We start from the raw sequence: 25,683 nt of genomic DNA on the forward strand, positions 1-25,683 counted from the left end.
TCACCTATCTTAGTACGAACGCAATAGCGATGGGATTTTATCAAATAAATCTAAAATAAGCGTCGTTAACTCTTGAAACATCCACGGACCTAAAATGATAATAACGAGTACGATACTCGCCATTTTCGGTAAAAACGTCAACGTTTGCTCTTGAATTTGCATCATCGCCATAATGACAGCGATGATAATAACGACAATCATACTTACGCCGGCAACCGGCATTAAAATCATAACCCCTTTATAAAAAAAGGTTTGAAAAATATCTATAATTGGTGACGTATTCATTTATATGACTCCTATCACATAGCATCAAACGCTTCAGGCGACTGTTTTAAACATAATGTCGACGATTTTTGTATATCCACCTAAATATACGAAAACGAGTATTTTAAACGGTAAACTTAAAATCATCGGCGGTACCATCATCATCCCGAGGTACATTAACAGTGTACTAATAATCAAATCTATAAATACAAACGCTAAATAAATGAACATCCCCGTTAATAATCCCTTTTGAATTTGCGTTAACGTAAAGGATGGTACGAGCGTAAATAAGGAAAGATCTTTCAAATCTTTCGGCAACTCTTCTCCGCGCACTTTCAGCATCATTTTTAAATCATGCTTATACGTATGCTTTGACATATACTCTTTCATAATTGGAGCTGTCGTCTCCGCAGCTTGACTTACTGTTATTTTCTCTTTCGTCATCGGATCCCACACATCGCTCTTTAGCTGCCCAAGTACAGGCTGCATCGTAAAGAGTGATAAAAATAAGGCAAGTCCAACAAGTACTTGGTTCGGTGGTAAATTCATTACCCCAAGTCCTTGACGTGTAATCCCAAGAACGATCATAAAATAAGTAAAATGTGTAAATAATAGAACGATAGAAGAAGATAATGATAAAAGGGTAACGAGCGCAAATAATTGTACACTTGAATTACTCGTAAACTCTTTTCCATTTTCGAAATTAATAAAACCGTTCGGGGCCGCATACGCTGGATTTACAAAAATAATTGAAAAAACGATAGAAAATACGAAAATAACGGCTAATAACGATAACTGTTTCTTTATTCTCATGATGGATCCTCTACTTTTTTCGTTTCACTCTTCACCGCGTCTTCTAGCGCTTGTTGAAACTGATTTCCTGTTCCTGTTAATTGCACAGATTGTACACCGTTATTACTAATAACAGTGAACACTTGCTTACCATCTACTTCAAATAAAAAGGCGCTCGTTTGATGATTTAAATACACACCGTCTTTTACTTGAATATGGCCATTTTCACCTTGTTTAAAAAACTGCTGCTTGCGCGTCTTTTTCGTCATATAATATGCACCGTAGCCGAGCGCACCAAACAGTAAAACGACTTGAAATAAGGTCGTCATATACGACATATGACTCCTCCTCTACTCTTTATCTTGCATTTGACTTTGCGCTTTCATAAGCGCAGCTTGCTTCTTATCGGCTTCAATTTCAGAAATGATAATACCGAACTTCTCGTCCATTACGATCGCTTCCCCAATGCCGACTTTCATATTACTTAAATACACATCTACTTTATGTCCTAGGTTTTTCTCTACTTCCAGAACATCGCCCACTTTTAATTGCTTCACATCACCGAGCGTAATAGATGACTTCCCAAGCTTTACACCAAGTTCAATCGAAATGTCTGAAACGGTATCAATATGTGCTTTACCCGCTTCATTTCGCTTTCCTGCAAAATCTTCTAATCCCATTAATGACACAGGAGATACTTCATGCTTCATATGGATCCTCCTACTCTACAAAACTTTTAAATAAGAGCGCCTTACGCGTTCCATCTTTCCCAATAAAACAATTAAATTTATGCTTTCCATCTACATAACCAAGTAATTCATCCGAAACTTTCGTATGAAGCGGAATAATATCGCCTTCTTCAATTTGTTCAATCTCACCCATCGTCATCTTTTGCTCGCCAATTGCAACGTGAACAGGTTTATACACTTGATTTACTTTCACTTCCACCTCAGACGTATACTTCTTACGTTTATCTGAAGAATGTTCCACAATATTTTCAGATGTTAACTTATCCATAATTTCTTCAACAGATAAGAACGGAATTCCGATGCGCACTGTCGTATTCCAAAAATCCGTTTTCATATTTACGTTTAGTAATGAAATGATATCACTCGCTGTCGTAATCTTTAATGCATTCGGATCTGTCTCCGTCGTTACAAATTTCGGTTCAATCGCAACAACGCTTTCAAATGATTGCTCTAAATTTTTACAAAGGAGCATAAAAATATTATCCAGTGTTAAAAACTCAAATGCGGTAAGTGGTCTGCGCATCGTAAAGTTACGCTTACTATCTCCACCAAGCCAACATTCATGAATATAAATAACGAACGCTAAATCAATCTCAATAACAATTTCTCCAAGCTCCGGGAGGCCAAGATCAATAACGCAATATAAATAGTAATCTTTCGGCATTTTCTCCACATACTCACTCGTGAATGGAACTTGTTCAACCGTAGAAGGCTCTAACTCAATCGGAATACGCATACGCGCTGACAACGTCTGTGACGTCTGTTTACCAAATGTAGAAGCAATTGCTTGCAAGCTACGTAAATGCTCAACACCGAACTTCTCCGGTCTATTAAAATCATACTCTTGAAATTTCTCTTGCTTCCCTGCTTCTTGTGCGAAAGCTGGCATTTCCTCGCCTTCATTTACCGCCTTCAGCAGGGCATCAATTTGCTCTTGGCTTAATTTTTCGCCACTCATGACAATCCCCTTCCCTACCTTTTCAATTCAACGATTTCAACGTACATCTTTCCATTCTTCGTCAAAATCTTTCCGGTTCCAATCTCTTCATTCTCAAGCATAAGACGCACCGTATTTTTCGTTGAATTTTCAAGACGATACAATGTACCTTTCGTAATATGAAGCAAATCTTCAATTTTCTTTTTCGTATTTCCGATTTCAAAATAAATTGTTAACGGAATATCATCTTGTAATTTCAAATCTAGCCAACTCCCATATCATGTTCACGAAAATTTCATGTTCTCTCTATATATGAAACTTCTTATTTTGAAACGTCGATATTTAATATTTTTTTAATATATCCTTGCGTTTCTTTAAATGGTGGTACGCCTCCGTACTTTCTCACATTACCAGGACCTGCATTATAAGATGCAAGCGCTAATACGAGATCGCCGTTATTTTTCTTTAAATAACCGCTTAACTCTTTCACGCCGCCTTCAATACTTTCAGCTGGTGAAAATGGATTTTTTATACCCATCTCTTTCACATTCGCTGGCATAAGCTGCATAAGTCCCATCGCACCTGCATGTGACACCGTTTTCGGATTAAAATTAGACTCTACTTCAATCATTTTTTGAATTAACGTTTTCGGAATTCCGTATGTACGACTGACTCTATCAATAATATCCTCATACTTCCCTTCATTAGAAGAACGTATTTTTTGAATATTATACTTCTTCGTTAATTCCCACGTATCAGCAGCCTCATTTTTCGTTTCTGGGAAACGTCGTTCAAACTCTTTTTGTGCGACTTGCACTTCATCTACGTTCTTCGTTTCAGCCTTTTCTTCAGGCTTACTCGCTTCCTCTACTTTAGTAATAGATTGTTCCGGTTTATTTACGACCGTTTCTATTTTCGTAGATTGTACCGGCTGACTCATATCCTCTACATTTGCCGGCTGCGTAGTACCCTTCGTCTCCTTCGCAGGTTCACTCTGCAACTTCTCTTGAAAACGACTACTAACGAATGCTTGTGGACTACTTAGCTTTTGCTGAATTTGTCCTTTCTTATATGCAAGCACTTCTTTTACTATATTTCCAACTATCATAATATCACCTTTTCGGTAAACAAAGATAATCTAATATTAGAGTTTTTTTTTTAAGTTTGCAATAATCCTTTTAATAATATTGTAATAAAAAAATGAATATATTGTTAAACTGTTATTTTTTTATATTTATTAATTCGAATTTTTAGTTGACACCCGCTATGACAGGGATTACAATAAATCTCGAAATTGATTTTTTCGCATATTACCGTTTTTCAATTTGCAGAAAAGTCAATATAAAAAAATGGGGGTTCTTAACATGAGAATTAACACAAACATTAATAGTTTACGTACGCAAGAATATATGCGTCAAAACCAAGCAAAAATGAGCAATTCTATGGACCGTTTATCAAGCGGTAAGCGTATCAACAACGCTTCTGACGATGCAGCAGGTCTTGCAATCGCAACTCGTATGCGTGCACGTGAAAGCGGTCTAAACGTAGCTGCTAACAACACACAAGATGGTATGTCATTAATCCGTACGGCTGACTCAGCTTTAGGATCTGTATCTAACATCTTACTTCGTATGCGTGACCTTGCAAACCAATCTGCAAACGGCACAAATACATCTGATAACCAAGCTGCAATGCAAAAAGAATTTGCAGAACTACAAAAGCAAATTACTTACATTTCAGAGAATACACAATTCAATGATAAAAACTTATTACAGTCTGATTCATCTATTAACATTCAAACATTAGACTCTTCAGATGGTAATCAACAAATTGGTATTAACTTAAAATCAGCTTCTTTAAAATCTCTTGGAATTGACCAATTAGCGATTGGTGCTTCTGCTAACCCACTTGCAAAAGCTACTGTTGATGCAAGTGAAGCTGCTGATAAAGCTACTGCGCTAACTACATCATTTAAAGAATCAGTTATTTCGATTGCTGACGGAGCAGCTAGTCCTGATAAAGCTGCTGCTACGCTAGCAAAAGCTTATATTACCGCTGCTAATGCAGGAGATAAAACTACTGCTAAAGACGCTATTACAAACACTGTTGATCCTACTGAGAAAGCTAAAGCCCTAGAATTAATTAACAAATTCGATGCATTAGAAGCTTCAGAAAACGGTAAAAAAGCTGAACTTACTCTAGCTACAGCAGCTTCTAGCCAAGATGTAAATGCTACCAAATTAGTTACAGCTTATAAAGATGCTAAAACAGCTTTAGATACGCCAGCCAAAAATTACCTTGCTGCTAAAGCTGTTTATGAAGCAGATACAAGTAACGCTGTTAACAAACAAAAATTAGAAGATACTAAAGGAATAATGGAGAATACAGCAGGTTCTAAAGATTTAGTTTCTAAATTTGAAACTGCTAAAGCTGCTGCTACAAATGGTACTCCATTAGATGCAGTAAGTAAAATTGATGCTGCACTAAAAACAGTTGCTGATAACCGTGCAACTTTAGGTGCTACATTAAACCGTCTTGACTTTAACGTAAACAACCTTAAGAGCCAATCTTCTTCTATGGCTTCAGCTGCTTCTCAAATCGAAGACGCTGACATGGCAAAAGAAATGTCTGAAATGACTAAGTTCAAAATCTTGAACGAAGCTGGTATTAGCATGCTTTCTCAAGCAAACCAAACTCCTCAAATGGTTTCTAAATTATTACAATAATCCATTTGAGTTAGTCTCATGAATAAACCTCTCTGCTTGCGGAGAGGTTTATTTTTTCTATATAGATGAATTATTTGTAAGATTTTTCTTTTTTAGGTAAGAGAGAGCATCCGCGTTACCTAGCAATAATCATTAACCTATCTCTATCCCCTCTCTCGTTAAAACACAACTAGAAGATAAGCATAAGTCCTTTTTTCTTTTTATAACTGTTTATTGGCTTTAAGATCCTATATGAATCTATACAATAAGGAGTGTCTATTATGCGTATTGGTACGAATGTTTTGAGTATGAATGCTAGGCAATCGCTATACGAGAATGAAAAAACGTATGAATATTGCGATGGAGCATTTGGCTACTGGTAAGAAGTTAAACCATGCTTCTGATAATCCAGCTAATATTGCGATTATGACTCGTATGCATGCACGAGCGAGTGGTATGCGTGTGGCAATTCGTAATAATGAGGATGCGATATCGATGCTCCGCACGGCAGAAGCAGCTCTTCAAACTGTGACGAATATTTTACAGCGCATGCGTGATTTAGCTGTTCAATCTGCAAATGGTACAAATTCAAATAAAAACCGTGATTCACTAAATAAAGAGTTTCAATCTTTAACAGAACAAATTGGCTATATTGACGAGACGACTGAGTTTAATGATTTATCCGTGTTCGACGGCCGAAACCGTCCTGTTACGTTAGATGATATTGGTCATACAGTAAATATAACGAAACATATTCCTCCTTCCCCTACACAACATGACATCAAAATTTCAACAGAACAAGAAGCAAGAGCTGCAATTCGTAAAATTGAAGAGGCTTTACAAAATGTATCACTTCATCGTGCTGATCTCGGTGCTATGATGAATCGTTTACAGTTTAATATTGAAAATTTAAATAGCCAAAGTATGGCGTTAACAGATGCTGCATCTCGAATTGAAGATGCAGATATGGCGCAGGAAATGAGCGATTTTTTAAAGTTTAAATTGTTAACTGAAGTTGCACTTAGTATGGTTTCACAAGCAAATCAAATTCCGCAAATGGTTTCCAAGTTACTACAATCTTAAAAAATCATCTTCCTTCTATGAAACGATTCCATACAAAACAAAAGGGAAATACATATAAACTATGTATCTCCCTTTTATTTTGTACCCAAATTTTATTACTGCGTTACAGTCATAACCTGCCCACTACGATCAACCATAATTTTCATTTTACCGTCTTGCGCGTTATATAACCCTAATTTATGCAAATCTTGTTTACATTCTTTTACGAAGAAAGGTAATGTGCGAATTTGATTAATATCAGAGCTCGTAATGAAATGAATTAAATGATGCGTCATTTCTTTTATATCATGAACAAGCTCTTCCTTTTCTCGTTTTAGCCTTTCATTTTCAGCTCGCAATACATGTAATTCACCTTCGAGACCACGTGCATTCTTTTCATCTTTTGAACGCTCTGCCGCCATGCTAGAAAGCTTATAAATCCCTTCCATGAACTGATGTAGTTCATGCTCTTTTCTTTCACTACACTGGCTAATCGTTTCAAAATTATCAACAATACCAGATATAACTGTTACAAGGTTTTTTTCACTCTCTGTATTTTCAACTTCTTTTCTTAATTCTTTCTTGTTTTCTGTTTTCATCTCAACAATTGGTTCTTTTACAGGCGTATATTTTCGCTTTCGTCCTGGTTTTTGTTTTTCAACATTTTCAAATGGTATTTCACATTTTTTTAATTTGTAATACGTATTTTGTAATTGACTTGCTGTTTTTGGAAAAAGATTTAGTTCTTTTTTACTAACGTATTTTGAAATATTAATAATGTTTAAACCGTGACGTTGGGAAAATTGATACACTTCATACAGTAACTCTAGCTCAGACTTTAGCCATGTAATTGTTGATTTTTCATACGCTCGCATCCCACCATTTTTTTCTATATCTATTTGAAATAATACCATTCTATTATGTAAATCAACTAGTTCTTCATATTTTACTTGGAATTGTTTTTCTATTTTTTTAAATTCCTCTTCTAGTTGCACATCGTTCATTTTATTATTTGACATGTTTTGTAAAAGACTTAATACATTGATTGCTGTGTGGTGATACATAATCTGTGTCACTCCCCCTCATCCTTTCACAATTCTCATCTGACTCCCATGTCTTCTCAGAAAATAGCAATTTTTACATATCCATATTATAACATTTCAAAATTGTCTGTCAAATAATAAACATACAAAAATATATAAAAAGTATAGAAATAAAAAAAGATTTTTCAATTAATATGTATAATTGCATATTAATCACATTTAATTATATTATATGGTATTTTGAATGTATTTTCACCGAAAAAGTTTGCGTTACCACGAAATATTACCAAAATAATCCAAAGATACATTTTTATATTTCTAAATCAAAAATCTTCAAATGAAGATTTTTGATACTTACAACTAGAAACACTCCAAAACGTTCCATCTTTCCGCCTATACAGAATATAGAACACTAAAAAGGAACTAACCAATACTACACATGGCTAGTTCCCTTCTCTCCACTAGAAGAATAGAGTTGTAAATAGTGTCTGCAAATCCTCACTTCTTCTACTTACCTAAAACCACTCCATATCTCTGGTCTCACATGGTACGGCGCTCCATTAGGCACTAACCGCGCCACACATGGCTAGTTTCTCTATTCCTAATAAATAGAAAAACATGATATATCAGCTTTTTAAAAACCCTCTTGGCGGCTCACTTTTCCTCTGTATCTAAAACAACTCCATACTTCTGGTCTTACATCGCACAGAGATCTATTAGGCACTGACCGCTACCACACACAGCTAGAGCTTCTATTCCAGCAAAAGAAATGCTTTTAAATCTCTTTTACAACACTAACTTATCTACTAAACCAATTAACTCTTGAATATCTGGCTTACTTACTTGAGCATTTGCCCCCACAGCTTCGCCTTTATGGAATAATTCATTCGTAATTAGTGAAGAGAAAATAACGACTGGTAAACGATTCATTATTTCACCATCTTTAATTACTTTCGTTAAATGGTGTCCATCCATTTTCGGCATTTCAATATCCGTAATTAGCAAGTGAATATGTTCAAACATTTTTTCTCCTTGCTCTTTCGCTAGCTTTTCAATTTGCGCCAATGCTTCTGCACCATTGCTGAAGAAGTTCATTTTCGTATATCCAGCTGATGATAATGTTTCTTCTAATATTTGGCGAAGCATCGCTGAATCTTCTGCTATATAAATAACTTTTTCAGCTCGATCTGTTTTTTGTTCTAATTTTGAAAGGGATTTATTATCATAACCAGTTCCGCTAATTTCACATACAATTTTCTCGTAATCTAATAGTAAGATGATTTTTCCATCTAGTTTTACAATACCAGATGTCGTTTCTTCTAGTCCCATAGACAATGAAGCTGGTTCATCAATTTGTTCCCACGAAATACGTTGAATACGATGCACTTCATCAACACGGAAAATAACTTTCATTTGATTTAATTCTGAAATAATAAATTTCGTTTGATCAAGTGGCTTTGTCGATTTTAAATTAAGAGCTGTCGCTAAGTTTATAACGGGTAAGATTTCACCACGTACTTGAACAACACCTTCAACTGCATGATGAGATTCTGGCACAGTTGTAACAGGGAATGGATTAATGATTTCACGTACTTTCATTACGTTAATACTAAATAGGTTTTCACCAACAGTATATGTAACAATCTCTAATTCATTTGTTCCGCTTTCTAATAAAATACTTTGTGCTTGTGACATAAAGGTGTCGCTCCCCTTTCATTATTTCCGTATATCTAATTATTAAGCTTTATTAAACCGAAAAAGTCAACTACCTATATGAAAAATATAGATAGTCGAACGATTCATTTCTTTATTTAGAAAAGCAATTACTCTTGTATAAACGCAGCAAGTGCTTCTAATAACACTTCTTGTGCTCCTACAATTTCTGTCGGCATCGCTTCCCATTTTTTCGAAAGCTCTGTTTCTACTCTTATTCTTAACCCTGTATTCATTTCTGCTAGCACATATTCTTTCGTCGCTATATCAACATCCAGTAGCGCGAGCGCATATAGTTCCGGATCATTTATTTTTTTAAATAATTGTTTCAATATAGATGGTGCTATATGTTTTAATTTTTCAATATGAATTTCTTTATCAGAAAATAGTAACTCATATTGAATAAATGTAACATTTTCTTTAATCACTTTAAAATAGCAATTATTTTTTTTATCATTCACAAAATAACCATTCGGATCTGCAATAATACTCTCTACTTTACGAATTAAATCCGGCAAACTACTCGCCGCCATAACAGTCCGCTGCTCAACCTCACTTGGCGAAATGAATGTAACGCGATACTTATTCTGCGCCATCCTCCTCACCTCTCCTTTTATAGAAATCTATCGTCACAAATAAACTTATTAGTCCATCTAACACGCTAAGACCACACGTATTATTCATACTACACTTCGCTTAAATCTTCTTAAACTAACCTAGTAACTCTCCATATCTCTGGTCTTAAACAACGGTCGAGCACCCACATAAGCACTAACCGCCACCACACACCGCCAGGTCCTCTCTCAAAACCTAAAAAAGGGCTTTTAAAAGCTTTTTAAGAGCTTTTCAATAACTCGATGTTATTGAACCAAAATGCAATCTGCTGATCCGTTATCCCTGATAGTGTAATAAAAAACTCCCGGCACTTCATCTCGTCCTTAAACAGTTGATACTTCCATTCTCCTTCGCTACCAACACTTACGAAATAAAACTCATGAATACGGCCAATAATTGATTGCTTTTCACCAAATGAATATGCAGGTACTTGCTTAATTTCAAATTGATCAGGTAAATATATATGCTCTTCTCGTTCCATTTTTAACACTTGCTCGGCAAGTTCACGTTTATTTTCGAAAAAAGGCAATTGTAAAATTCGCTCTTGTCTTGTCGTCATACGAATAAAAAACCCTTTCTACTACATTACAATTTTACTTTATTATATATTATCGAATTAAGTTCACAACTTCATTTAATACTTCATCTGACACTTTAATTACTTTCGCATTTCCTTGGAATCCACGTTGATAAAGCATTAAATCAACAAATTCTACAGATAAATCTACGTTTGAACTTTCTTTTGCTGACCCTCGTACATTCCCTGCACCATTCTCACCAGCAACACCTACCCCTGGAATACCCGCTGATGGTGTTGCAACGTAATTTCCATTCCCAGTTTTCATTAATCCACCTGAATTCGGGAATGTAGCTACAGCTAGTTGTCCTACAACTTTCATACTACCATCCGAATATTTCATCATAACGAAACCACCATCAGAAATAGAATAGTCATTTGCAATTGCAGCTGGACGCCCCGTTACTTCTGTTGTAGAAATAGTTTTCCCTGTCGGATAATTTGTTAGACCACTTAAATCCAGTTTCAATCCCTTTCCAAAAGGAATATCAATCGTTCCACCTTTAGTAATTTCACCAGTTACTGGATCTTTTTGTACAGGTTCATCTGTTTGCTTTAAATTCCCTAATGTATCAAATATAAGAGGTTTATTCTCCGGCATGCCTTCAATAGGCTTAAATTCTTTGTCGTTTTTAGAATCATTTCTTACAGAAACTGAATATGTATATTCACCTGCCTTCGGCTTTTCAACTACTTTACCATCTACAGTCTCCGATTCAGTCTTTTGCTTAATATTTACACGTAACGTTAACGAGTTCCCTTCCGCATCAAAAACTGTGAATTCGTGAGATAATGCATTTTGGTTCCTAGGAAGGTTTCCGCTTATTGTCGCTTTATCTGTTTGAATCCCACCAACAGCTGATCCCATTGGAATATGAATTGGGCTTGGTCGTGAAGAAAAATCTACTTCTTGTGTTCCTGTTTTTACACCATAACCTAGTACATACTGTCCACCTGTATTTGTAACATAGCTATCTTTCGATACACCAAAAGACCCTTTTCTCGTATACTCTACATTTCCACCGTTACGATCACCAACTAAAAACAAACCGTTTCCTTCTATTGCTGTCTCCATCTTATCACTAGTTAAAGTAATAGAACCATCACTAAAATCTGTAGATGTCCCACTGAACTTTACACCGTTACCAATACTCTTTGGATTCGTGCCAGCATAAGCACCATCACCACGTGAACCAACCGTATTATTATATAGTAAATCATCAAAAATAGCCTTTTGCTTTTTATATCCAACTGTTTGTGCATTTGCAATATTATTTGAAGTAACACTTAATGCATTTTGTGCTGCATTCATCCCTGTAATACTTGTATATAACGCTTTAATCATAACCTTTGTACACTCCTTTTATTAATCTTGCTTAACCTCTTCATTTTTTTCTATATCATCTTTCTTCTCATCTTCCGGATTAGTTTCTGTTATTGGTTTATCAGAAACCCTCTCTATGAAACGAAGTGAGACAACTTGATTATCAACAATAAGTTGCACATCGTTATTTTCAGCAAGTCGAACTGTTTCCACTTGACCAGTCACTTGCTTTCCATTATTGCTTACACCTCTAACGTACTTTCCTAAAAACTTCATCCCTCCATCAAGAGCCGTCGAATACATCGTTGATTGCAGTTTATCTACTGCTTTCGTCATATTTTGTACTTGCTCCATAAGCGATAGCTGTGCTGTTTGGTTCATCATTTGGTTCATATCCATCGCATTAAACGGGTCTTGATGTTGAAAGCTTGCTAAGAAAAGTTTCAGGAAATCATCTTTATCCATAATACCGGGTGTTTTTTGAGTACTTGCTGATACTCCGTTTGCTTGTTGAGCTGTCGACTGTGCACCAGTAACAGATGCGTTTTTTGTTTGTGCTCCTGCTTGTAACGGAATATGATTTGTACTCGTTGTATTTAATCCAACTGTTGGCACACTTTATTCCTCCAATAATCCCGCAAATTCTTTTGAATGTTGTTTTTCATGTTTCGTACTTGCTAATTTTTGTTTTTGTCTTTGCTCTTGTTCTCGCTGTTCTTTTCGATTTTCATCTTTATCTGAATAGCTAATTTGAATATTGATTTCTTTTTCTTTTAACTTCAGTCTCAATTCATCAAAAATGATTTCAACACGTTTTTTCGCATCATGTTTTTCCATTTCTACGTGAACATCAATTTGATCTCCATGTTTCTTCATAAACACCGTTAATGTACCAAGTTTTTCTGGATTTAACTGAAATAAAACACGCTCTTGTTTCACTACAAATTTTTGCAACGCTTCTACTTGTGCTTCCATTTTCTTTCCTAAGTCAGGTAACGTAACTTTCTCAGCGCCACTATTTGATTTTCCTATTTGATCCGTACCCGTTGCTTTATTTAATAACTCCGCACCCGTTGAACTCGAATCGTTTAACACATCACCTTCCGGCAACTCTATCTTTACATCATCGCCCTCAGCTTTTGGAAGATCTACATCTAAGTCTTTGGAATCTTCTTGTTTCTTTGCAATATTACAAGTTTCTGTTTCTACAATTTTTAATGCTTGCATCGTTTGCTCCGGCATCTTCATTTTGTCTAATACCATTTGCATTGTATCTTCTAAACATATAGCATTTTTGATATTCATATTTGAAAGAAGCTCTTGCAACTGTTGTAATTCATTGGCGGGTAATTCGTTAAGTTTTATATTCCCATATTCTTTATATAGCTCTTGTATTTTTTGTATGTATTGATATAACAATTCCGGCTGCACACGTAATTGTTCAATTGCAACCATTTGCTCAGATACAGCCAATAGTAACTGTTCTGTCTCTTTTTTTTCTTCTTTCTTTACAATTGGCTCTTCTTTCGTTACGGATTGTTTAGAAAGAATATATTCTTTTTTTTCTTCTTTTGGTGCTTCTTCTCGTTTCATTTTCTCCGTTTTCGGCTGCTTTTTATTTTCCATTCTCATCGTACGATCGAATGAAGAATCTTCACTTTTTGATTGTACTTCTAGCCCTTTTTCTTTTTGCGGAGGTAAACTTTGTTGCACCGGTAATACAGACTGTATCACTATATTCACCTCATCCATTCATACACATTTTCAAATCAAGAAGCATTTTTTCTTCCTGCTTTTCTCGTACTTTAGCAAGCTTTCTACAACCTTCTTGATACATCTCATCAATGACACGTTCTTTTTCTTTTACTTGCTCTAAAAGGCTTTCATTTTTTTGAATAAAATCTTCCGTTTTTTTAATTTTCCGATTCCATTCTTCTATTCTTTCAGGTGAAAACGTATGTGACGAAAGCATGCCAGCCATTATACGCTGCCCAGTTTGTACGACTTTACTACGCGATTTTACTACATATAAATCATATTCTTTTTTTTGTTCTATTTTTCTTTTTTCACCTGTTAATTCATACACTTCTTTCAAAATCTGTTCTTTTTCTTGATTTATTTGCAATTTTATCGTGTCGTACTGCTGCTTATCCACCTGTTTTTATAGCCCCTTCCTATTATAACGTTCTCTTTTTCTATTATATAGTTTTTTTCCAAAAAAATCTGTGAAATATTAAAAAACAAAAAAATAAGACCTCTTGGGCAGAGGTCTTATACTATATGGTGCATCGCTTCAACAATATCATCAAATTGGAAACTATCAGATCGACCTTGTTTTAAAAACGTATTTATACCTTCTACTTTGTTTTTACATTCAAAAATATAAGCATTTTCTGCATTTTCTTGAATCGTTCCTAATTTAAAATACAATTCATTTTCTTTATAAACAGATAAGATTTTTCTCATTTCATTTGCCAGTTGCCAATGAGTTGGCGACACGATTTCTTCCATAATCCTACTTACTGAATCTAACACTGAAATGGCAGGGTAATGACTGAGCGTTGCAAGTTCACGCTTTAACACAATATGCCCATCTAAAATACCTCGTGCTAAATCTGGTACAGGTCCGTTTAAATCATCCCCATCGACGAGTACTGTATATATACCTGTTATAGATCCCTTTTGTGTTTTCCCAGAGCGCTCTAACAACTTCTTCATATAACTTTCCATTAAGAGTGTCTTACCACCAATCGGCAACTCTTTAACGGCAATATCAACGCTTCTGCGGGCATCCGCAAAACGAGTAACAGAATCCATCATAAGTAGTACGTTATTGCCTTGATCACGGAAGTATTCAGCAATAGATGTCGCAAGCTTCGCTGCACGAAGTTGCATTAGGTGGCTTTCATCTGACGTCGCTACAACAACGACGCTTTTTCGCATTCCTTCTTCACCTAATTCTTTTCGAATAAAGTCTTTTACTTCCCGGCCACGCTCTCCTACTAAACTAATAACGTTTATATCAGCTTTTGCATTTTTTGCAATCATTCCGAGTAAAGTAGATTTACCAACACCTGATCCAGCAAAAATTCCAATCTTTTGACCGATGCCAATTGTTAGCATAGAATCAATAGATTTAATTCCTGTTTCAAATACATTGGTAATCTCTTCCCGTTCAAATGCATGAATAGGCGGGGCATCTAGTTTTATTTTTTGTAATGGAATATTCTCTGCATCCTCATTTAGTACTTCACCATTTGCGCTTAACACTTTTCCGAGTAAATGATTCCCACGAGGTATGACAACATCTTCTGCAACTAATGTAACTGAATCTCCATAACATACTTTTTCTGTTTGCTCAAATGGAAGTAGCATATTGTTTTCTTTTTCAATCGCAATCACTTCACATAAAACATTATGTTCCCCAACGAAACAAACATCTCCAATTTTCGCCTTTGGCCCTTTCGCTACGAAAAACTGTTCTTGTACACTATGAACTTTACCGACTTTCGTATAAAACGGGGTTTCAATAAACGTATTCCATTTACTATGTTCGTTCATGAGCTTGTTATTCATACATTTTGCTCCTCAAATAACTTCCCCTCTTCCCATTTCTGGCGAAGTTTCGCAAATATAGGTGCAAATTTAAATTCAAAGAACTCTTTCTCTTCTTCCAGAACAAATTCACCGAACTGCAAGGAGAAATCGTATTTCCATTCTACTAATTGTAGTAACCAATACTCTTTCGTATTTTCCTTCTCTTCTTGAATACGTTCAAATGTTTCTGGATGTACTGTAATGACTAATTTTTCAAAAGAAGTAGGCAATGTTTGAACGATGCCCGTTAATATAGGTAACACATCAAGTAATCTAGTATCTACAGCTTGATTCACAATTTTTTCTGCTAGTTGAAAAGATTGATTCCATAATAACTCTGTCCATTCATATGCTGTTTCTTGTTGTTCTTTTTGAAACTGCATACGTGCTGCTTCCATCTGTTCCATTTGTTCATGAATATGCATTTGAAATTGTTCTTTATCTTGTAATAGCTGTTGACGCTCTCGCTCTAACATTTGTTGTTCTTGTCTTAGTTGATTCAGTTCAGTATGTAATGATTGTTGCTGTGCAAGAAGCTCTTCATGGTCCACCTGTATTTCTTCTTCTACTTGAACTGGTATTGGTTTTGGAAATTGTAATTCAAACGTTTCTTCAGAAAAAGAAACAGAATTCTTCGGAATTCTGTTTTTAAATAAGGACATCATCTTCACCTCTTTGAACGATAATTCTTCCTTCCTTCTCTAGCTTTTTCACTGTGCCTGTAATCGTTTGCTGTGCCTTTTCAGCATCCGTCATCTTAAGTGGTCCTAAGCCATCTAATTCTTCTAGAATCATCTCTTTACGGTTTGAAGACATACATGTAAATAATTTCTCTTTAATTTCTTCTTTTGCAATTTTAAGTGCTTTCGCAATAACACCGTTATCTGTAATTTCTTCTAAAACACGACGAAGTGCAAGATCTTCAAGTCCGAGTAAGTCTTCAAATACAAACATGTTTTCTTTAATTTTCTCAGATAACTCATAATCCATTTCATCCAGTTTTTGAAAGACTGTTTTTTCAACACCTCGTGAAACGTTATTTAAAATGTTTACTATTGTTTTCAAGCCATCTGTTTTATTAATTGCATTAAACGCCATATTATTTAATTTTGATTTTAATAAATCACCAATTTGATTTATTAATTCACCATCTACTTGCTCTAGCTTCGCAATCCCCATTACCGTTTCTACTCGCTTATGATCTGGTAATCTCTCAATTAATTGAGAAGCAAGCTGCGGTTTAATATAAGAAGCGATAATCGCAATCGTTTGTGGCGACTCATCATTAAGTACAGTAAGAAGTGGTTCTAAATCTGCAAGTGAATTTAAGAATTCAAACGGATTATCTTTGTTATACCAAAGATCTTCTAATAATTTTTCTAGTTCGTCTTCTGGCATATTTTTAAATATGCGACGAATATATTCTTTATCCGGAGTCACTAGGTTTAATTCTTTTACATTTAATTCATACAAGAACTCCCCTAGTACATTTTCTAACGTTTCCGGTTTATATACACGAAATTTCGCAATTTCACGAAGTAATACTTCTTTTTCCTCAGCCGTCATATATTCAATGACTTTTGCTGCCACCCCTTCTTCTAATGTACGAATAAGGATGGCAGCTTTTTCTTTGGAGGAGATTTCATCTAACATCGTTGTTCCTCCCTTACTGTCCATTTAACCATTTTTTAATTACTTTTGCAGTTCCTTCTACATGTTCTTTCGTAGCATCATGCACTTGTTCATCTAACGTTGGTTCTTTCGGTTCTTCTGGTTCTGGTTTTGGCTCTGGTACTATTTTTTCTTCAGGAATTTCCATAATACTTTCATTACTTGCAGCAATTTCCTCTTCTGCTAAGTATTCTTCATATTCCTCTTCTTCTTTCTTTCTCTTACGTCTTGCTAATAAGAACCATACTAGACCACCAATCGCTAATAAACCAGCTGGAATTCCACCGAATAACCACCAGTTTATACCGCTTTCTTCTGGTTCTTTTTTCTTCTCTTCTTTCGGCTGATCAAACTGAACAGTTACAACGTTAACTTGACCGTTTGTAAAGTTTCCATTCGGATCAGCTTGAAGCCCAGCAGCTGTGCCGATTGCTTCTTTGAAAGTAGTCATATCCATTTTTCGTTTTACTAACGTATCATTGTCTACCCATACTACAACATTTGTTTTCGTTAATTCTGGGTGTTTCTTAATTGTTTCAACTGTTTTATCTATTTCATAGTTTTCAATTTTGTTACCATTTTTATTATCATAGACGATTTTACCATTTTGATTATTGTTCGTACCGTAGTTTGGTACTTCACCGTTCGCTGTAATACCAGCGCCTTGTTTCGTCTCTGCTCCTTCTTGTGCAGTAGAGCTTTCTTCTTGCTCTTGTTTACTACGAAGTACACCTTTATCACCATATTTTTCTGACTGGCGTGTAACTTCATCATAGTTTACAGACACTTTCGTATTCACTTTATATTCATTCGGTTTAAACATCGTCATTAACGTTGCATCAATATCTTGCTTTAATTTACCTTCAATTTGTTGCTGCATCTCTACTTCTTTTTCATAAGAAGAGGAACTAGTAGAATGCGCTTCATCTGCTCCTTTTGAGATAATACCTTTTTTGCTATCAATCACACTTACTTCTTCTGCTTTTACACCTGGAACTGCTGCACTAATCATTTGCTGTATACCCGCAACTTGATCTGCAGTTAATAATTGGCCACGTTTCACACCTACAGTAATTGCCGCTGTTCCTTTTGCTTTTTCTTCATCAAAAATTGTCTCTTTTTCAGGTAATGTAATTTGAACATTTGCCGTTTCAACTGTCGCAAAGTTTCTTACGATATCTTGCTCCAATTGCTTTTTCGTACCGACAATTTGCTTCATTTTTTTATCTTGCTCACTTGAACCGAGCGAGCTTTCTAATAAAATTTCCTCACCGCTTTTAGAATTAAACGGTAAGCCCATTCCATTCATTTCTTTTCGAACCCATGGAGCATCATTTTTTTGCACACGAATCGATCCATCGGCCGCTAACTGATAATCGACACCTAACTTCGATAATTCTGCTGTAATCTCTTGCTTATCTGTATCATTTAAATTTTGATATACAACAACATATTTATCTGGCAAGGTGAAGTATAAAAGTGCTCCTGTTACAATCGCTAAAAGCGCAGCACCGATTACTAGCTTATGCCACGTTTTTAATGATTGGATAACATTTTTCATCTTTTCCATTTAAACACACCCGTCCACTTTCCTAAATTTGCATATTAATTAGTGACTTATAATTTTCAATAAGATTATCACGTACGAGAGCAGCCGTTTTCATTTGAGACTCAGCCTTCTTCTGCTGAATTAAAACGTCATGCGTTTCTCCTACTCCTTTAGTTAGTAAATCGTATACTGCTGTTTGCGCATTGTTTTGCGTTTGATTCATATCTTCCAATAAATCAATAAACTTTTTCCCCTCAACTACAGATGTTTGAGACGTTTTCGGTGCACCAATTGACTGAATTGCTCCAAATGGCTGTGTATTTAACATTGGTTGGATTTTCATATTACTATATTCCCCCTTATCCTCGGCCGATTTCTAAATCTTTATCAAGCATTTTTTTATTCGCATTTAATACACTTGTATTCGCTTCATACATTTTTTGGGCAACCATTACATTCGTCATTTCAGCAGTCACATCAATATTTGGATAACGTACATATCCTTCTTCATTTGCATGCGGATGTGTTGGATCATACACTAAGTTTTCAGTTTTATCTGCTTCAATACTTTTTATTTTTACTCCATTAGTAGGAGACCCCTCTAACATATTTGCAAAACTATTGTTTGATTCTAGCACTACACTACGACGCTCATATAAATTCGCCCCCGGAGCAGCCGTTGTATTTGCATTTACAATATTGTTAGAAGTAACTTCCATCCACTTTCTCGCTGTCGTTAGCCCTGAGCCACTTGCATTAATTGCCTGAAACATCGTTGTCTCTCCTTCTACTTTTAACGTCCGCGTGCCGCTTGGTTAATTGCATATTGTGTATTAATTGCGTTGATTGAAATACCGTATAACTGATTTGCTTTCATTAAATCTAGCATTTCTGTCGTTACATCCACACTATTTCCATCTTTATTCGTTTGCATTGATTTTGTTTGAATCTTTGCATATGTATTTTTCATATTCACTGTCGGTAAGTGCATTTCATTCGTTTGATATAAATTCGGATTACTCTTTAAGTCCGCAGCATTGTTCTTATATAATGCACTACTTTTATTCATTTGCTCAGCAAATGTTACATCTTGTGCTTTATAGCCGGGTGTATTCGCATTTGCAATATTACTAGAAACAGTATTTCGTTTCGTCACTAAATAATTCATATAATGGCCTACATCACTCACTAAATCTGGCATATTCCACACCCTTTCTTTTCTAATTTCATGATCCACTGATGGAAGTTTCATTTCATTATTTATTTTCTTATATGTGTTTATTAAAATATTAACAATCATGTACCCTTACATATTTTATTCCATTTTTCCATTGTTGTCTTTAGAAAAATACAAAAATATAAAAAAGAATACAAAAAAACTGTATACACGTAATAATCTATGCAACATTTCAATATATAATCTACAAACTAAAGTTCATTTTCACATTATTTAGATTACTACTTTTTTCATTACAGTCATAAAATGAAACCTCAATCAGCGGAAGTCTTTACTTAAACAAAGGAATGGATCCCCTCCTAAAAGGGGAATCCGTTTCTAGACTCTATCATTAAAATTTACCGTAAAATGAATTAGCTTTCATGCGCCCATCATTTGTCATAATCATTTCTTCTAAAATCTTTTGCTTATCTCGAATATGCTGTGCCGCCTTAATAATGAACGGGCTTACTTCTGCTGCAACTTGCGCACGTGTTTCCTCATCCAATGTCATCATCCAGCGATTTAACATTTCACTCTTCTCAGCAAACTCTCCATCTGACACTTGCAATTCACCGATTTCATTAAAACAGCCGACAAACGTCCGATAAATATCATTGTTCATTTTCAAGTGCTCCGCGGTAACCGTCTATTAAATCTTGTAACACTTTCACAATCGCATCAATGTCTTTTGCTTCACGTGTTACTTTCATCGTTTGAATTTGAATGCTAATCCAATCGTATAAGCCATATAAACTATCATATAAATCTTTCGTAATTTCAGGATTTAATTGAAGCTTTAATTCTTCAAAAATACGTTCTAACTTTTCAAGAAGTGCATCTCCCTCTTGTAGTTTAAAAGCATTTAACAGTTCTTCTAAATTACGAAATTCTATAATGCATCTTTCATAAATAAAAATTGTATTTTTAATCGGATTACTCGTCATAATATCATTTTGCATATAACGTTGCCATGCTTGCATACGATCACTTCCTCAACTTTCATTAATCATCACTTTTTTGTTTTGTCATTGCTTTAATTGTTTTTAATTGGCTATCAAGCGCCGCTAATGTACTTTCTAGCTTTTGATACTTCTTCACAATTTCATCTTGCTTTTGCAAGTTTTGTGTTTCAATATCTTTAATCTTTTTATCTAAATCACTTACACGTGAATCAATGCTTTTTACTCTCTCTCCGACTACACCTTTATCACCAAATAACTTATCAAGTGGCTCTTCCATCATTTTTCCTAAACCGTTAGAGCTGAAGAAAAATTGCTTCGCTGCATCTGGTTTTTCTTTTAGTGCTTGTGTTAATTTTTCATCATTAACTTCCATCGTTCCATCTTGCTTTAATTGAATACCAAACGAGAATAAATAATTACCATCTTGAGAAAATGTTACGACGTTATTCATTGCCTGACGTACGCTTTGCATAATAGTTTGACCTTGGAAAACTCCACCTTTTCCAGCGAAAATATCCACGGTAGAAACAGCTTTATTATAATCTGCAACCATCTTTTTAATAATATTTGATGCGTCTGTTACGTTTGAGTCACTTACTGTGAATTTTAGATCTATACCTTTTGCTTTTTGGTCTGCATCTGTACCAGTTCCGCCTTCTGGTTTATTTTCCACCTTTGATTCCGTCACTTTCAATAGCTCAATCTTTACACCTGGCAATGCTTCAATTGTATTACTATCACTTTTTCCCTCAACACCATTAATGCTATATTTTGCATCTAGCGCTTCATTAATAGTATTTAATCTCATTTCAGTGGCAAGTGGGTCTTTGCCTTCCACTTTCGAATAAAACAAATCTGTAAGTACATTAGGCGGTGTCTTTTCTAATTTAATTTCATTCATTGCCCCTTCTTTTTTCGAGGTCATGAAAATTTTATTTCCAAGTGTATAAGCCGATACACCATAATCTCCATCATTAATTTTATTAATTAAATCCTTATATGTCATATCAGTTGTTACTTTTAGTTCTTTATCACCTAATTTTATGGTTTCATCTTTAGGAAGCTTCGCATTTATATCAGTAACCTTATTAGAGGCTATTTGATGACGCTGTGCAAGCTGAGTAATCGTCATATTAAAAGTTCCTGCAATTGCACCACCATCAGCTTTTACATTAATATAGCCGTCTTGTGATGTTGTTACTTTTTTCTCATTTCCTTTAAAAGCCGCTAAGTTTTTAAAAGTTTGTGTAAAAGAGCTAAATTCCGATTTCAAACTCGTATATACCAGTCTATCATTCGTAAGGTCAGTCTTTTCTTTCGTATACGGCGTTTTTCTCATATCTAATGCATTCATTTCTAATTCCACGAAGTTAGAAGTATCGATCATATTATTTCCAAGGTTCCAAATTTGTTGTCTACCACCAATACCTGTCATCGTTGTTCCTGCCATTTTTCTCACTCCTTGTATATTACATGTAGTCTAAAATACTCGTTTTACTCATCGTACTAACTGCTTTAAGCGTCGCTTCATACGTCGCATTAATATACGCTAAATCAGAAATGGCTACCGCTAAATCAACATCTTCGATTTCTTTACGATTTTCTTGAAGCGCTAAATTTTGCTCGCTTAAAATTGTTTTAAACGTCTCCATTGTGTTCATTGTCGAACCAACTTCAGTTGTACGATTAATGATGCCATCTAAATTTTTCTTATTTTCTCCTAATAAAGGCTGCAATGCTTTTTGGTCACCTTTTTGCATCGCTTCACTCATCTGTTTTAACGTTTTTATAACAGGGGATAATAGCGCTTCACCGTTACGAAATGCCTTTAATTCATAACCGTCATTTAGTTGCCAGTTCACATCATTTTGTCCACCTTGATACGTACCATCTTCTGTAAATGGTGGCTTCTCTGCATTATCACCACCGAAAATATAACGACCTTGCTCTTTCGTATTTGCTAAATATACAACTTGTTTTAAAATTTGATCAATCTCTGCACCGATGGCTTTCAATTCTTTTTCACCATTTTGCTCACTTAATGCCTGCAACGTTAATTGATCTGCTCTCGTTAAAGATTTAAAAACACCTTGTAAAGTATTTTCAGTTTGTGTTAATACATTTTTCGAATCCGCTAAATCTTTTTGCATTTGTTCAATATTCGCCAATGAATGTTGAATCGCAAATGATTTACTTGCCGCAAGTGGATCTTCACTCATAAAAAGGTTTTTCTTCCCTGAAGTTACTTGATTTCGGTGGTATTGTTGTTGCACATTCAAATCCATTAACTGATTTTTTGCCCAGCTTGCATTTTGAAATGTAGATACTCTCATTTCTATCTCCTCCTTTATCTATTTCAAATTAATTTGAAGAAGAAACCAGAATTATTTCCGGCTCTCCGCTTACCTAACTTATTCCTCTACCGCACCGTATCTCTGGTCTCACACCGATAGGTCCTCTATTAGGCTCTGACCGCTTCTATCCTCTGCTGGCCCTCTCTTCAAACATAAAAGAAAAGACCTTCGTTTTTATCCCTCATTATCTAATAATCGAAAATAGACTATCAAACACTTCATTCATCGTAGAAATCGCTTTAGAGTTTGCAACGAAATATTTTTGGAAGGCCATTAAATTAACCATTTCCTCTTCCATATTAACGCCTTCAACACCCATTTTTTCTTGCTGAATCCCCTCTAATAAATCCCCATGAATTTTTTGATAAGCATTCACTGCACTTTTATCGGATGCAACACCAACTACGAATTGGTCTAATGCTTGTTTATAAGAAAGACCTTCTTTATAATTACCATCTGTAATTGCTGCTAGTTTATTTGCTGTTTCAGCAGATATTTTCATTTTCGAAACATCTTTTGCAAATTCCGGGTTTAATTTCATATCTTTCGCTTGATCTCCAACGAAGAACTCTTTCCCCATTACTGTGTTCACTTCATTCTTTACAGAACCCATTAATTCTTCAAGGTTTTTCTTATAACTAGCAATCTTCGCTTTCGTATCGATCGCTGATTGGATTGCTCCACTCGTTAAAGGAATTTCCGAACCGTAAATTTCAGCAGTCATTGGTTCTTTTTCTTTATTTAATTGAAGCGGATACGTATCTTGTCCATTTACTGTTAAAACACCATTCATTCTAACACTCGCGATATTAGGATTCATAGATTCATAAGACACTTCTATATTTGCATACTTAGACATTTCTGTAATGATACGATCACGTTCATCCAAAAGTTGATTTGGCACTTGTGTACCTGCTTGTCCAATTTTTTTATTCGCTTCCGCTAAGCTGCCAGCAAGACGATTAAATTCATTGACATGCGCTTCAATATCTTCTGTCGTTTGTGCTGCTGCTGTATCTAAGCCTTTCGCTAGACGATTTACTTGACTTGTAAACTTCCCAGTTTCAGAAATTAATGTATCGTAGTAATTTGGTTGTTCTGGATTTTTTGCAACTTCACGAAAGGCATTAAAGAAGCCATCCATTAAACTAGATAATGAATTCTTTCCTGTCGTTCCAACCATAGATTCTACACGTGATAAAGTCGAATTCATGTAGTTATAGTAAGAGAGTTGAGATAATTGATCGTTAAACTGTTTCGTCTTCACTTCATCTGTAATACGGTCAACGCCTAACGTTTGTACACCGTAACCTATTTTTTGTTCTGGTGAATAGCCATGACTTGCTCCAGCCGATCCGTAATTCACCATTTGACGCACATAACCAGGCGTATGAATGTTAGATAAATTTTGTTTCGTCGTTTGTAATCCCATTTGTGCCGCTAACAAACCTGATAACGGCGTATTATAATCAGATAGTCTCATAATGTTTCACTTCCCCTTTACAATAGTTCGTTCATAAAGATTTGTGAATTATTGTTTCGCTCTAAATTATATTCAGAAACGGAATCCACAATACTTTCTGTAGTTTTTAATAGTACGTTTAAGTAATATTGATTTTTCAAAAGAATCATTTTTACATTCTCTTCTAATTCAGCTACATTTTTTTGTAATTCTCCCATTTTTTCAATTTCTTCATGAGAAAAATACGAAAATAACGCACTTACGCGAAATGATTCCACGCCCTGTTCTTTACAAAACTGAACAACCATTTCTTCAAATGAACTTGATAACTTTTTTAAACCATCAATGTACTGCAATTGCTCTACTTGTAACTTTTGAACTGCATTTACATTTTTATGTTTTAAATTCTCATATATTTGTTCTCCAAGCGCTTGAATGTTTTCATATGCTTTTTGAATAATAACGAGCTTTTCATATAATTGTATGTACATATAGCTTCCTTCCCTTTTACAAGACTAAATTTACAATTAAACCGTGGATTTCTCCAATTTGATTTAACATTTCTAAATGTCCCGTTTTCGTATTAATTAAATTCATAACATCTTCTAACTCATTTAATCCCATTTCCGCCTGTTTCACAATCGTCATTTTCTGTGAATATCCGTAACGCGGATGGCGAGACATGACATCTTTATATTGCAATACATTATCTACGTAAAAATTCAAAAATGATTTTACTGTATTTTTGTATTCCATTACATTATCAAGCGTTAATTCCATTTCAATTTTCTCTTTAATTTCTCCAATGTTATCGACAAATGCTTCCATTTGTTCTAACAATTTATCTTTTTTCGGATCTGCATGCAAATTATCCGAAAATGCAAGTCCTGTCCTGACATTTGCTTCTTTCGGCATTTGAGTAGCAGGCGGTATATGCGATAAAATTGGATTATGCGAGATCGAACGCAGCATATATATCACCTATTTATTTTTTTATTTCTTCCTAAACTTAATCGTAAAATCCAGTTATTTATAATTATACTCTGAACACTAATATTTTGCAGTTATTTTTTATAAAAGATATGTTA

At 35.0% G+C, this 25,683-nt stretch carries 30 protein-coding genes and 1 pseudogene; 2 read left to right on the forward strand and 29 right to left on the reverse strand.

Going from position 1 to position 25,683, the window contains the following annotated elements; genetic code table 11:
• Nucleotides 1-9: 9 nt before the first annotated feature.
• The 7 genes from ACLBWW_RS06730 to ACLBWW_RS06760 all read right to left on the reverse strand — a co-directional run bounded on the left by ACLBWW_RS06730 (nt 10) and on the right by ACLBWW_RS06760 (nt 3,850).
• Nucleotides 10-285, reverse strand: a complete 276-nt coding sequence (locus ACLBWW_RS06730) for a flagellar biosynthetic protein FliQ (RefSeq protein WP_001098085.1) — start codon at nt 283-285, stop codon at nt 10-12.
• Between the two features lie 33 nt (nt 286-318).
• Entirely contained in the window at nt 319-1,077 is a 759-nt protein-coding gene (locus ACLBWW_RS06735; RefSeq protein ID WP_001220582.1) for a flagellar type III secretion system pore protein FliP, read from the reverse strand.
• Nucleotides 1,074-1,394, reverse strand: a complete 321-nt coding sequence (locus ACLBWW_RS06740; RefSeq protein ID WP_000121176.1) for a hypothetical protein — start codon at nt 1,392-1,394, stop codon at nt 1,074-1,076. Before ACLBWW_RS06740 ends, ACLBWW_RS06735 begins: the two co-directional genes overlap by 4 nt.
• 12 nt (nt 1,395-1,406) lie before the next feature.
• Nucleotides 1,407-1,766 (reverse strand): flagellar motor switch protein FliN, encoded by a 360-nt coding sequence (gene fliN / locus ACLBWW_RS06745; protein ID WP_000680010.1) that lies wholly within the window; start codon nt 1,764-1,766, stop codon nt 1,407-1,409.
• Nucleotides 1,767-1,776: 10 nt separating this feature from the next.
• Nucleotides 1,777-2,763 carry a flagellar motor switch protein FliM gene (fliM, locus tag ACLBWW_RS06750; protein WP_000012366.1) on the reverse strand — a complete coding sequence of 329 codons (987 nt, stop codon included), beginning with the start codon at nt 2,761-2,763 and terminating at the stop codon, nt 1,777-1,779.
• A gap of 14 nt (nt 2,764-2,777) precedes the next feature.
• On the reverse strand, nt 2,778-3,002 hold the full coding sequence (locus ACLBWW_RS06755; protein ID WP_000775712.1) for a flagellar motor switch protein FliN: 225 nt from the start codon (nt 3,000-3,002) through the stop codon (nt 2,778-2,780).
• Between the two features lie 62 nt (nt 3,003-3,064).
• A complete protein-coding gene (locus ACLBWW_RS06760; RefSeq protein WP_447613955.1) occupies nt 3,065-3,850 on the reverse strand; it encodes a lytic transglycosylase domain-containing protein in 786 nt (261 codons plus the stop codon).
• A gap of 256 nt (nt 3,851-4,106) precedes the next feature.
• Here ACLBWW_RS06760 and ACLBWW_RS06765 point away from each other — a divergent pair, with 256 nt between their 5' ends.
• Nucleotides 4,107-5,468, forward strand: a complete 1,362-nt coding sequence (locus ACLBWW_RS06765; RefSeq protein ID WP_447613956.1) for a flagellin N-terminal helical domain-containing protein — start codon at nt 4,107-4,109, stop codon at nt 5,466-5,468.
• Between the two features lie 260 nt (nt 5,469-5,728).
• Nucleotides 5,729-6,530, forward strand: a pseudogene (locus ACLBWW_RS06770) (flagellin N-terminal helical domain-containing protein).
• Nucleotides 6,531-6,625: 95 nt separating this feature from the next.
• Here ACLBWW_RS06770 and ACLBWW_RS06775 read toward each other — a convergent pair.
• The 22 genes from ACLBWW_RS06775 to ACLBWW_RS06880 form a co-directional block, all read right to left on the reverse strand.
• Nucleotides 6,626-7,573 carry a DNA-binding domain-containing protein gene (locus ACLBWW_RS06775; RefSeq protein ID WP_447614014.1) on the reverse strand — a complete coding sequence of 316 codons (948 nt, stop codon included), beginning with the start codon at nt 7,571-7,573 and terminating at the stop codon, nt 6,626-6,628.
• Between the two features lie 765 nt (nt 7,574-8,338).
• Complete coding sequence (locus tag ACLBWW_RS06780; protein ID WP_061680553.1) at nt 8,339-9,247, reverse strand: chemotaxis protein; 909 nt, start codon at nt 9,245-9,247, stop codon at nt 8,339-8,341.
• Nucleotides 9,248-9,375: 128 nt separating this feature from the next.
• Nucleotides 9,376-9,861, reverse strand: a complete 486-nt coding sequence (locus tag ACLBWW_RS06785; protein WP_447613957.1) for a LysR family transcriptional regulator — start codon at nt 9,859-9,861, stop codon at nt 9,376-9,378.
• Nucleotides 9,862-10,100: 239 nt separating this feature from the next.
• Entirely contained in the window at nt 10,101-10,439 is a 339-nt protein-coding gene (locus tag ACLBWW_RS06790; RefSeq protein ID WP_000213334.1) for a DUF3964 family protein, read from the reverse strand.
• Between the two features lie 49 nt (nt 10,440-10,488).
• Nucleotides 10,489-11,802 carry a flagellar hook protein FlgE gene (gene flgE / locus ACLBWW_RS06795; protein ID WP_431069840.1) on the reverse strand — a complete coding sequence of 438 codons (1,314 nt, stop codon included), beginning with the start codon at nt 11,800-11,802 and terminating at the stop codon, nt 10,489-10,491.
• 21 nt (nt 11,803-11,823) lie between these two features.
• Nucleotides 11,824-12,396, reverse strand: a complete 573-nt coding sequence (locus tag ACLBWW_RS06800; RefSeq protein ID WP_001143483.1) for a flagellar hook assembly protein FlgD — start codon at nt 12,394-12,396, stop codon at nt 11,824-11,826.
• Between the two features lie 3 nt (nt 12,397-12,399).
• Nucleotides 12,400-13,515 (reverse strand): flagellar hook-length control protein FliK, encoded by a 1,116-nt coding sequence (locus ACLBWW_RS06805; RefSeq protein ID WP_141559786.1) that lies wholly within the window; start codon nt 13,513-13,515, stop codon nt 12,400-12,402.
• A 10-nt stretch (nt 13,516-13,525) separates the two neighbouring features.
• Complete coding sequence (locus tag ACLBWW_RS06810; protein WP_098080157.1) at nt 13,526-13,936, reverse strand: cytoplasmic protein; 411 nt, start codon at nt 13,934-13,936, stop codon at nt 13,526-13,528.
• Between the two features lie 116 nt (nt 13,937-14,052).
• Nucleotides 14,053-15,357 (reverse strand): flagellar protein export ATPase FliI, encoded by a 1,305-nt coding sequence (fliI, locus tag ACLBWW_RS06815; RefSeq protein ID WP_447613958.1) that lies wholly within the window; start codon nt 15,355-15,357, stop codon nt 14,053-14,055.
• Complete coding sequence (locus tag ACLBWW_RS06820; protein ID WP_447613959.1) at nt 15,354-16,040, reverse strand: FliH/SctL family protein; 687 nt, start codon at nt 16,038-16,040, stop codon at nt 15,354-15,356. Before ACLBWW_RS06820 ends, fliI begins: the two co-directional genes overlap by 4 nt.
• Nucleotides 16,027-17,031, reverse strand: a complete 1,005-nt coding sequence (locus ACLBWW_RS06825) for a flagellar motor switch protein FliG (protein ID WP_000883360.1) — start codon at nt 17,029-17,031, stop codon at nt 16,027-16,029. Before ACLBWW_RS06825 ends, ACLBWW_RS06820 begins: the two co-directional genes overlap by 14 nt.
• Nucleotides 17,032-17,044: 13 nt before the next feature.
• Nucleotides 17,045-18,619, reverse strand: a complete 1,575-nt coding sequence (locus ACLBWW_RS06830; protein ID WP_226545494.1) for a flagellar M-ring protein FliF — start codon at nt 18,617-18,619, stop codon at nt 17,045-17,047.
• 22 nt (nt 18,620-18,641) lie between these two features.
• Entirely contained in the window at nt 18,642-18,941 is a 300-nt protein-coding gene (fliE, locus tag ACLBWW_RS06835) for a flagellar hook-basal body complex protein FliE (RefSeq protein WP_000701682.1), read from the reverse strand.
• 16 nt (nt 18,942-18,957) lie between these two features.
• Entirely contained in the window at nt 18,958-19,371 is a 414-nt protein-coding gene (gene flgC, locus ACLBWW_RS06840; protein ID WP_060489730.1) for a flagellar basal body rod protein FlgC, read from the reverse strand.
• Nucleotides 19,372-19,391: 20 nt separating this feature from the next.
• Nucleotides 19,392-19,850: a flagellar basal body rod protein FlgB gene (gene flgB / locus ACLBWW_RS06845; RefSeq protein ID WP_447614015.1), complete on the reverse strand. Its 459-nt coding sequence runs from the start codon at nt 19,848-19,850 to the stop codon at nt 19,392-19,394.
• 316 nt (nt 19,851-20,166) lie between these two features.
• Nucleotides 20,167-20,439 (reverse strand): hypothetical protein, encoded by a 273-nt coding sequence (locus ACLBWW_RS06850; RefSeq protein WP_001058080.1) that lies wholly within the window; start codon nt 20,437-20,439, stop codon nt 20,167-20,169.
• A complete protein-coding gene (locus ACLBWW_RS06855) occupies nt 20,429-20,797 on the reverse strand; it encodes a flagellar export chaperone FliS (protein ID WP_098152117.1) in 369 nt (122 codons plus the stop codon). The genes ACLBWW_RS06850 and ACLBWW_RS06855 overlap by 11 nt, the downstream gene beginning before the upstream one ends.
• Before the next feature lie 22 nt (nt 20,798-20,819).
• A complete protein-coding gene (locus ACLBWW_RS06860) occupies nt 20,820-22,229 on the reverse strand; it encodes a flagellar hook-associated protein 2 (RefSeq protein ID WP_447613960.1) in 1,410 nt (469 codons plus the stop codon).
• Between the two features lie 19 nt (nt 22,230-22,248).
• Nucleotides 22,249-23,112, reverse strand: coding sequence for a flagellar hook-associated protein 3 (locus ACLBWW_RS06865; RefSeq protein ID WP_447613961.1), 864 nt, complete (start codon nt 23,110-23,112; stop codon nt 22,249-22,251).
• A 205-nt stretch (nt 23,113-23,317) separates the two neighbouring features.
• Complete coding sequence (gene flgK / locus ACLBWW_RS06870; protein ID WP_447613962.1) at nt 23,318-24,616, reverse strand: flagellar hook-associated protein FlgK; 1,299 nt, start codon at nt 24,614-24,616, stop codon at nt 23,318-23,320.
• 17 nt (nt 24,617-24,633) lie between these two features.
• On the reverse strand, nt 24,634-25,086 hold the full coding sequence (locus tag ACLBWW_RS06875; RefSeq protein ID WP_431122178.1) for a hypothetical protein: 453 nt from the start codon (nt 25,084-25,086) through the stop codon (nt 24,634-24,636).
• A gap of 16 nt (nt 25,087-25,102) precedes the next feature.
• Nucleotides 25,103-25,567, reverse strand: a complete 465-nt coding sequence (locus tag ACLBWW_RS06880) for a YaaR family protein (RefSeq protein WP_000946323.1) — start codon at nt 25,565-25,567, stop codon at nt 25,103-25,105.
• Nucleotides 25,568-25,683 lie beyond the last annotated feature (116 nt).

The organism is Bacillus sp. M5A3_1b, from assembly GCF_053345335.1.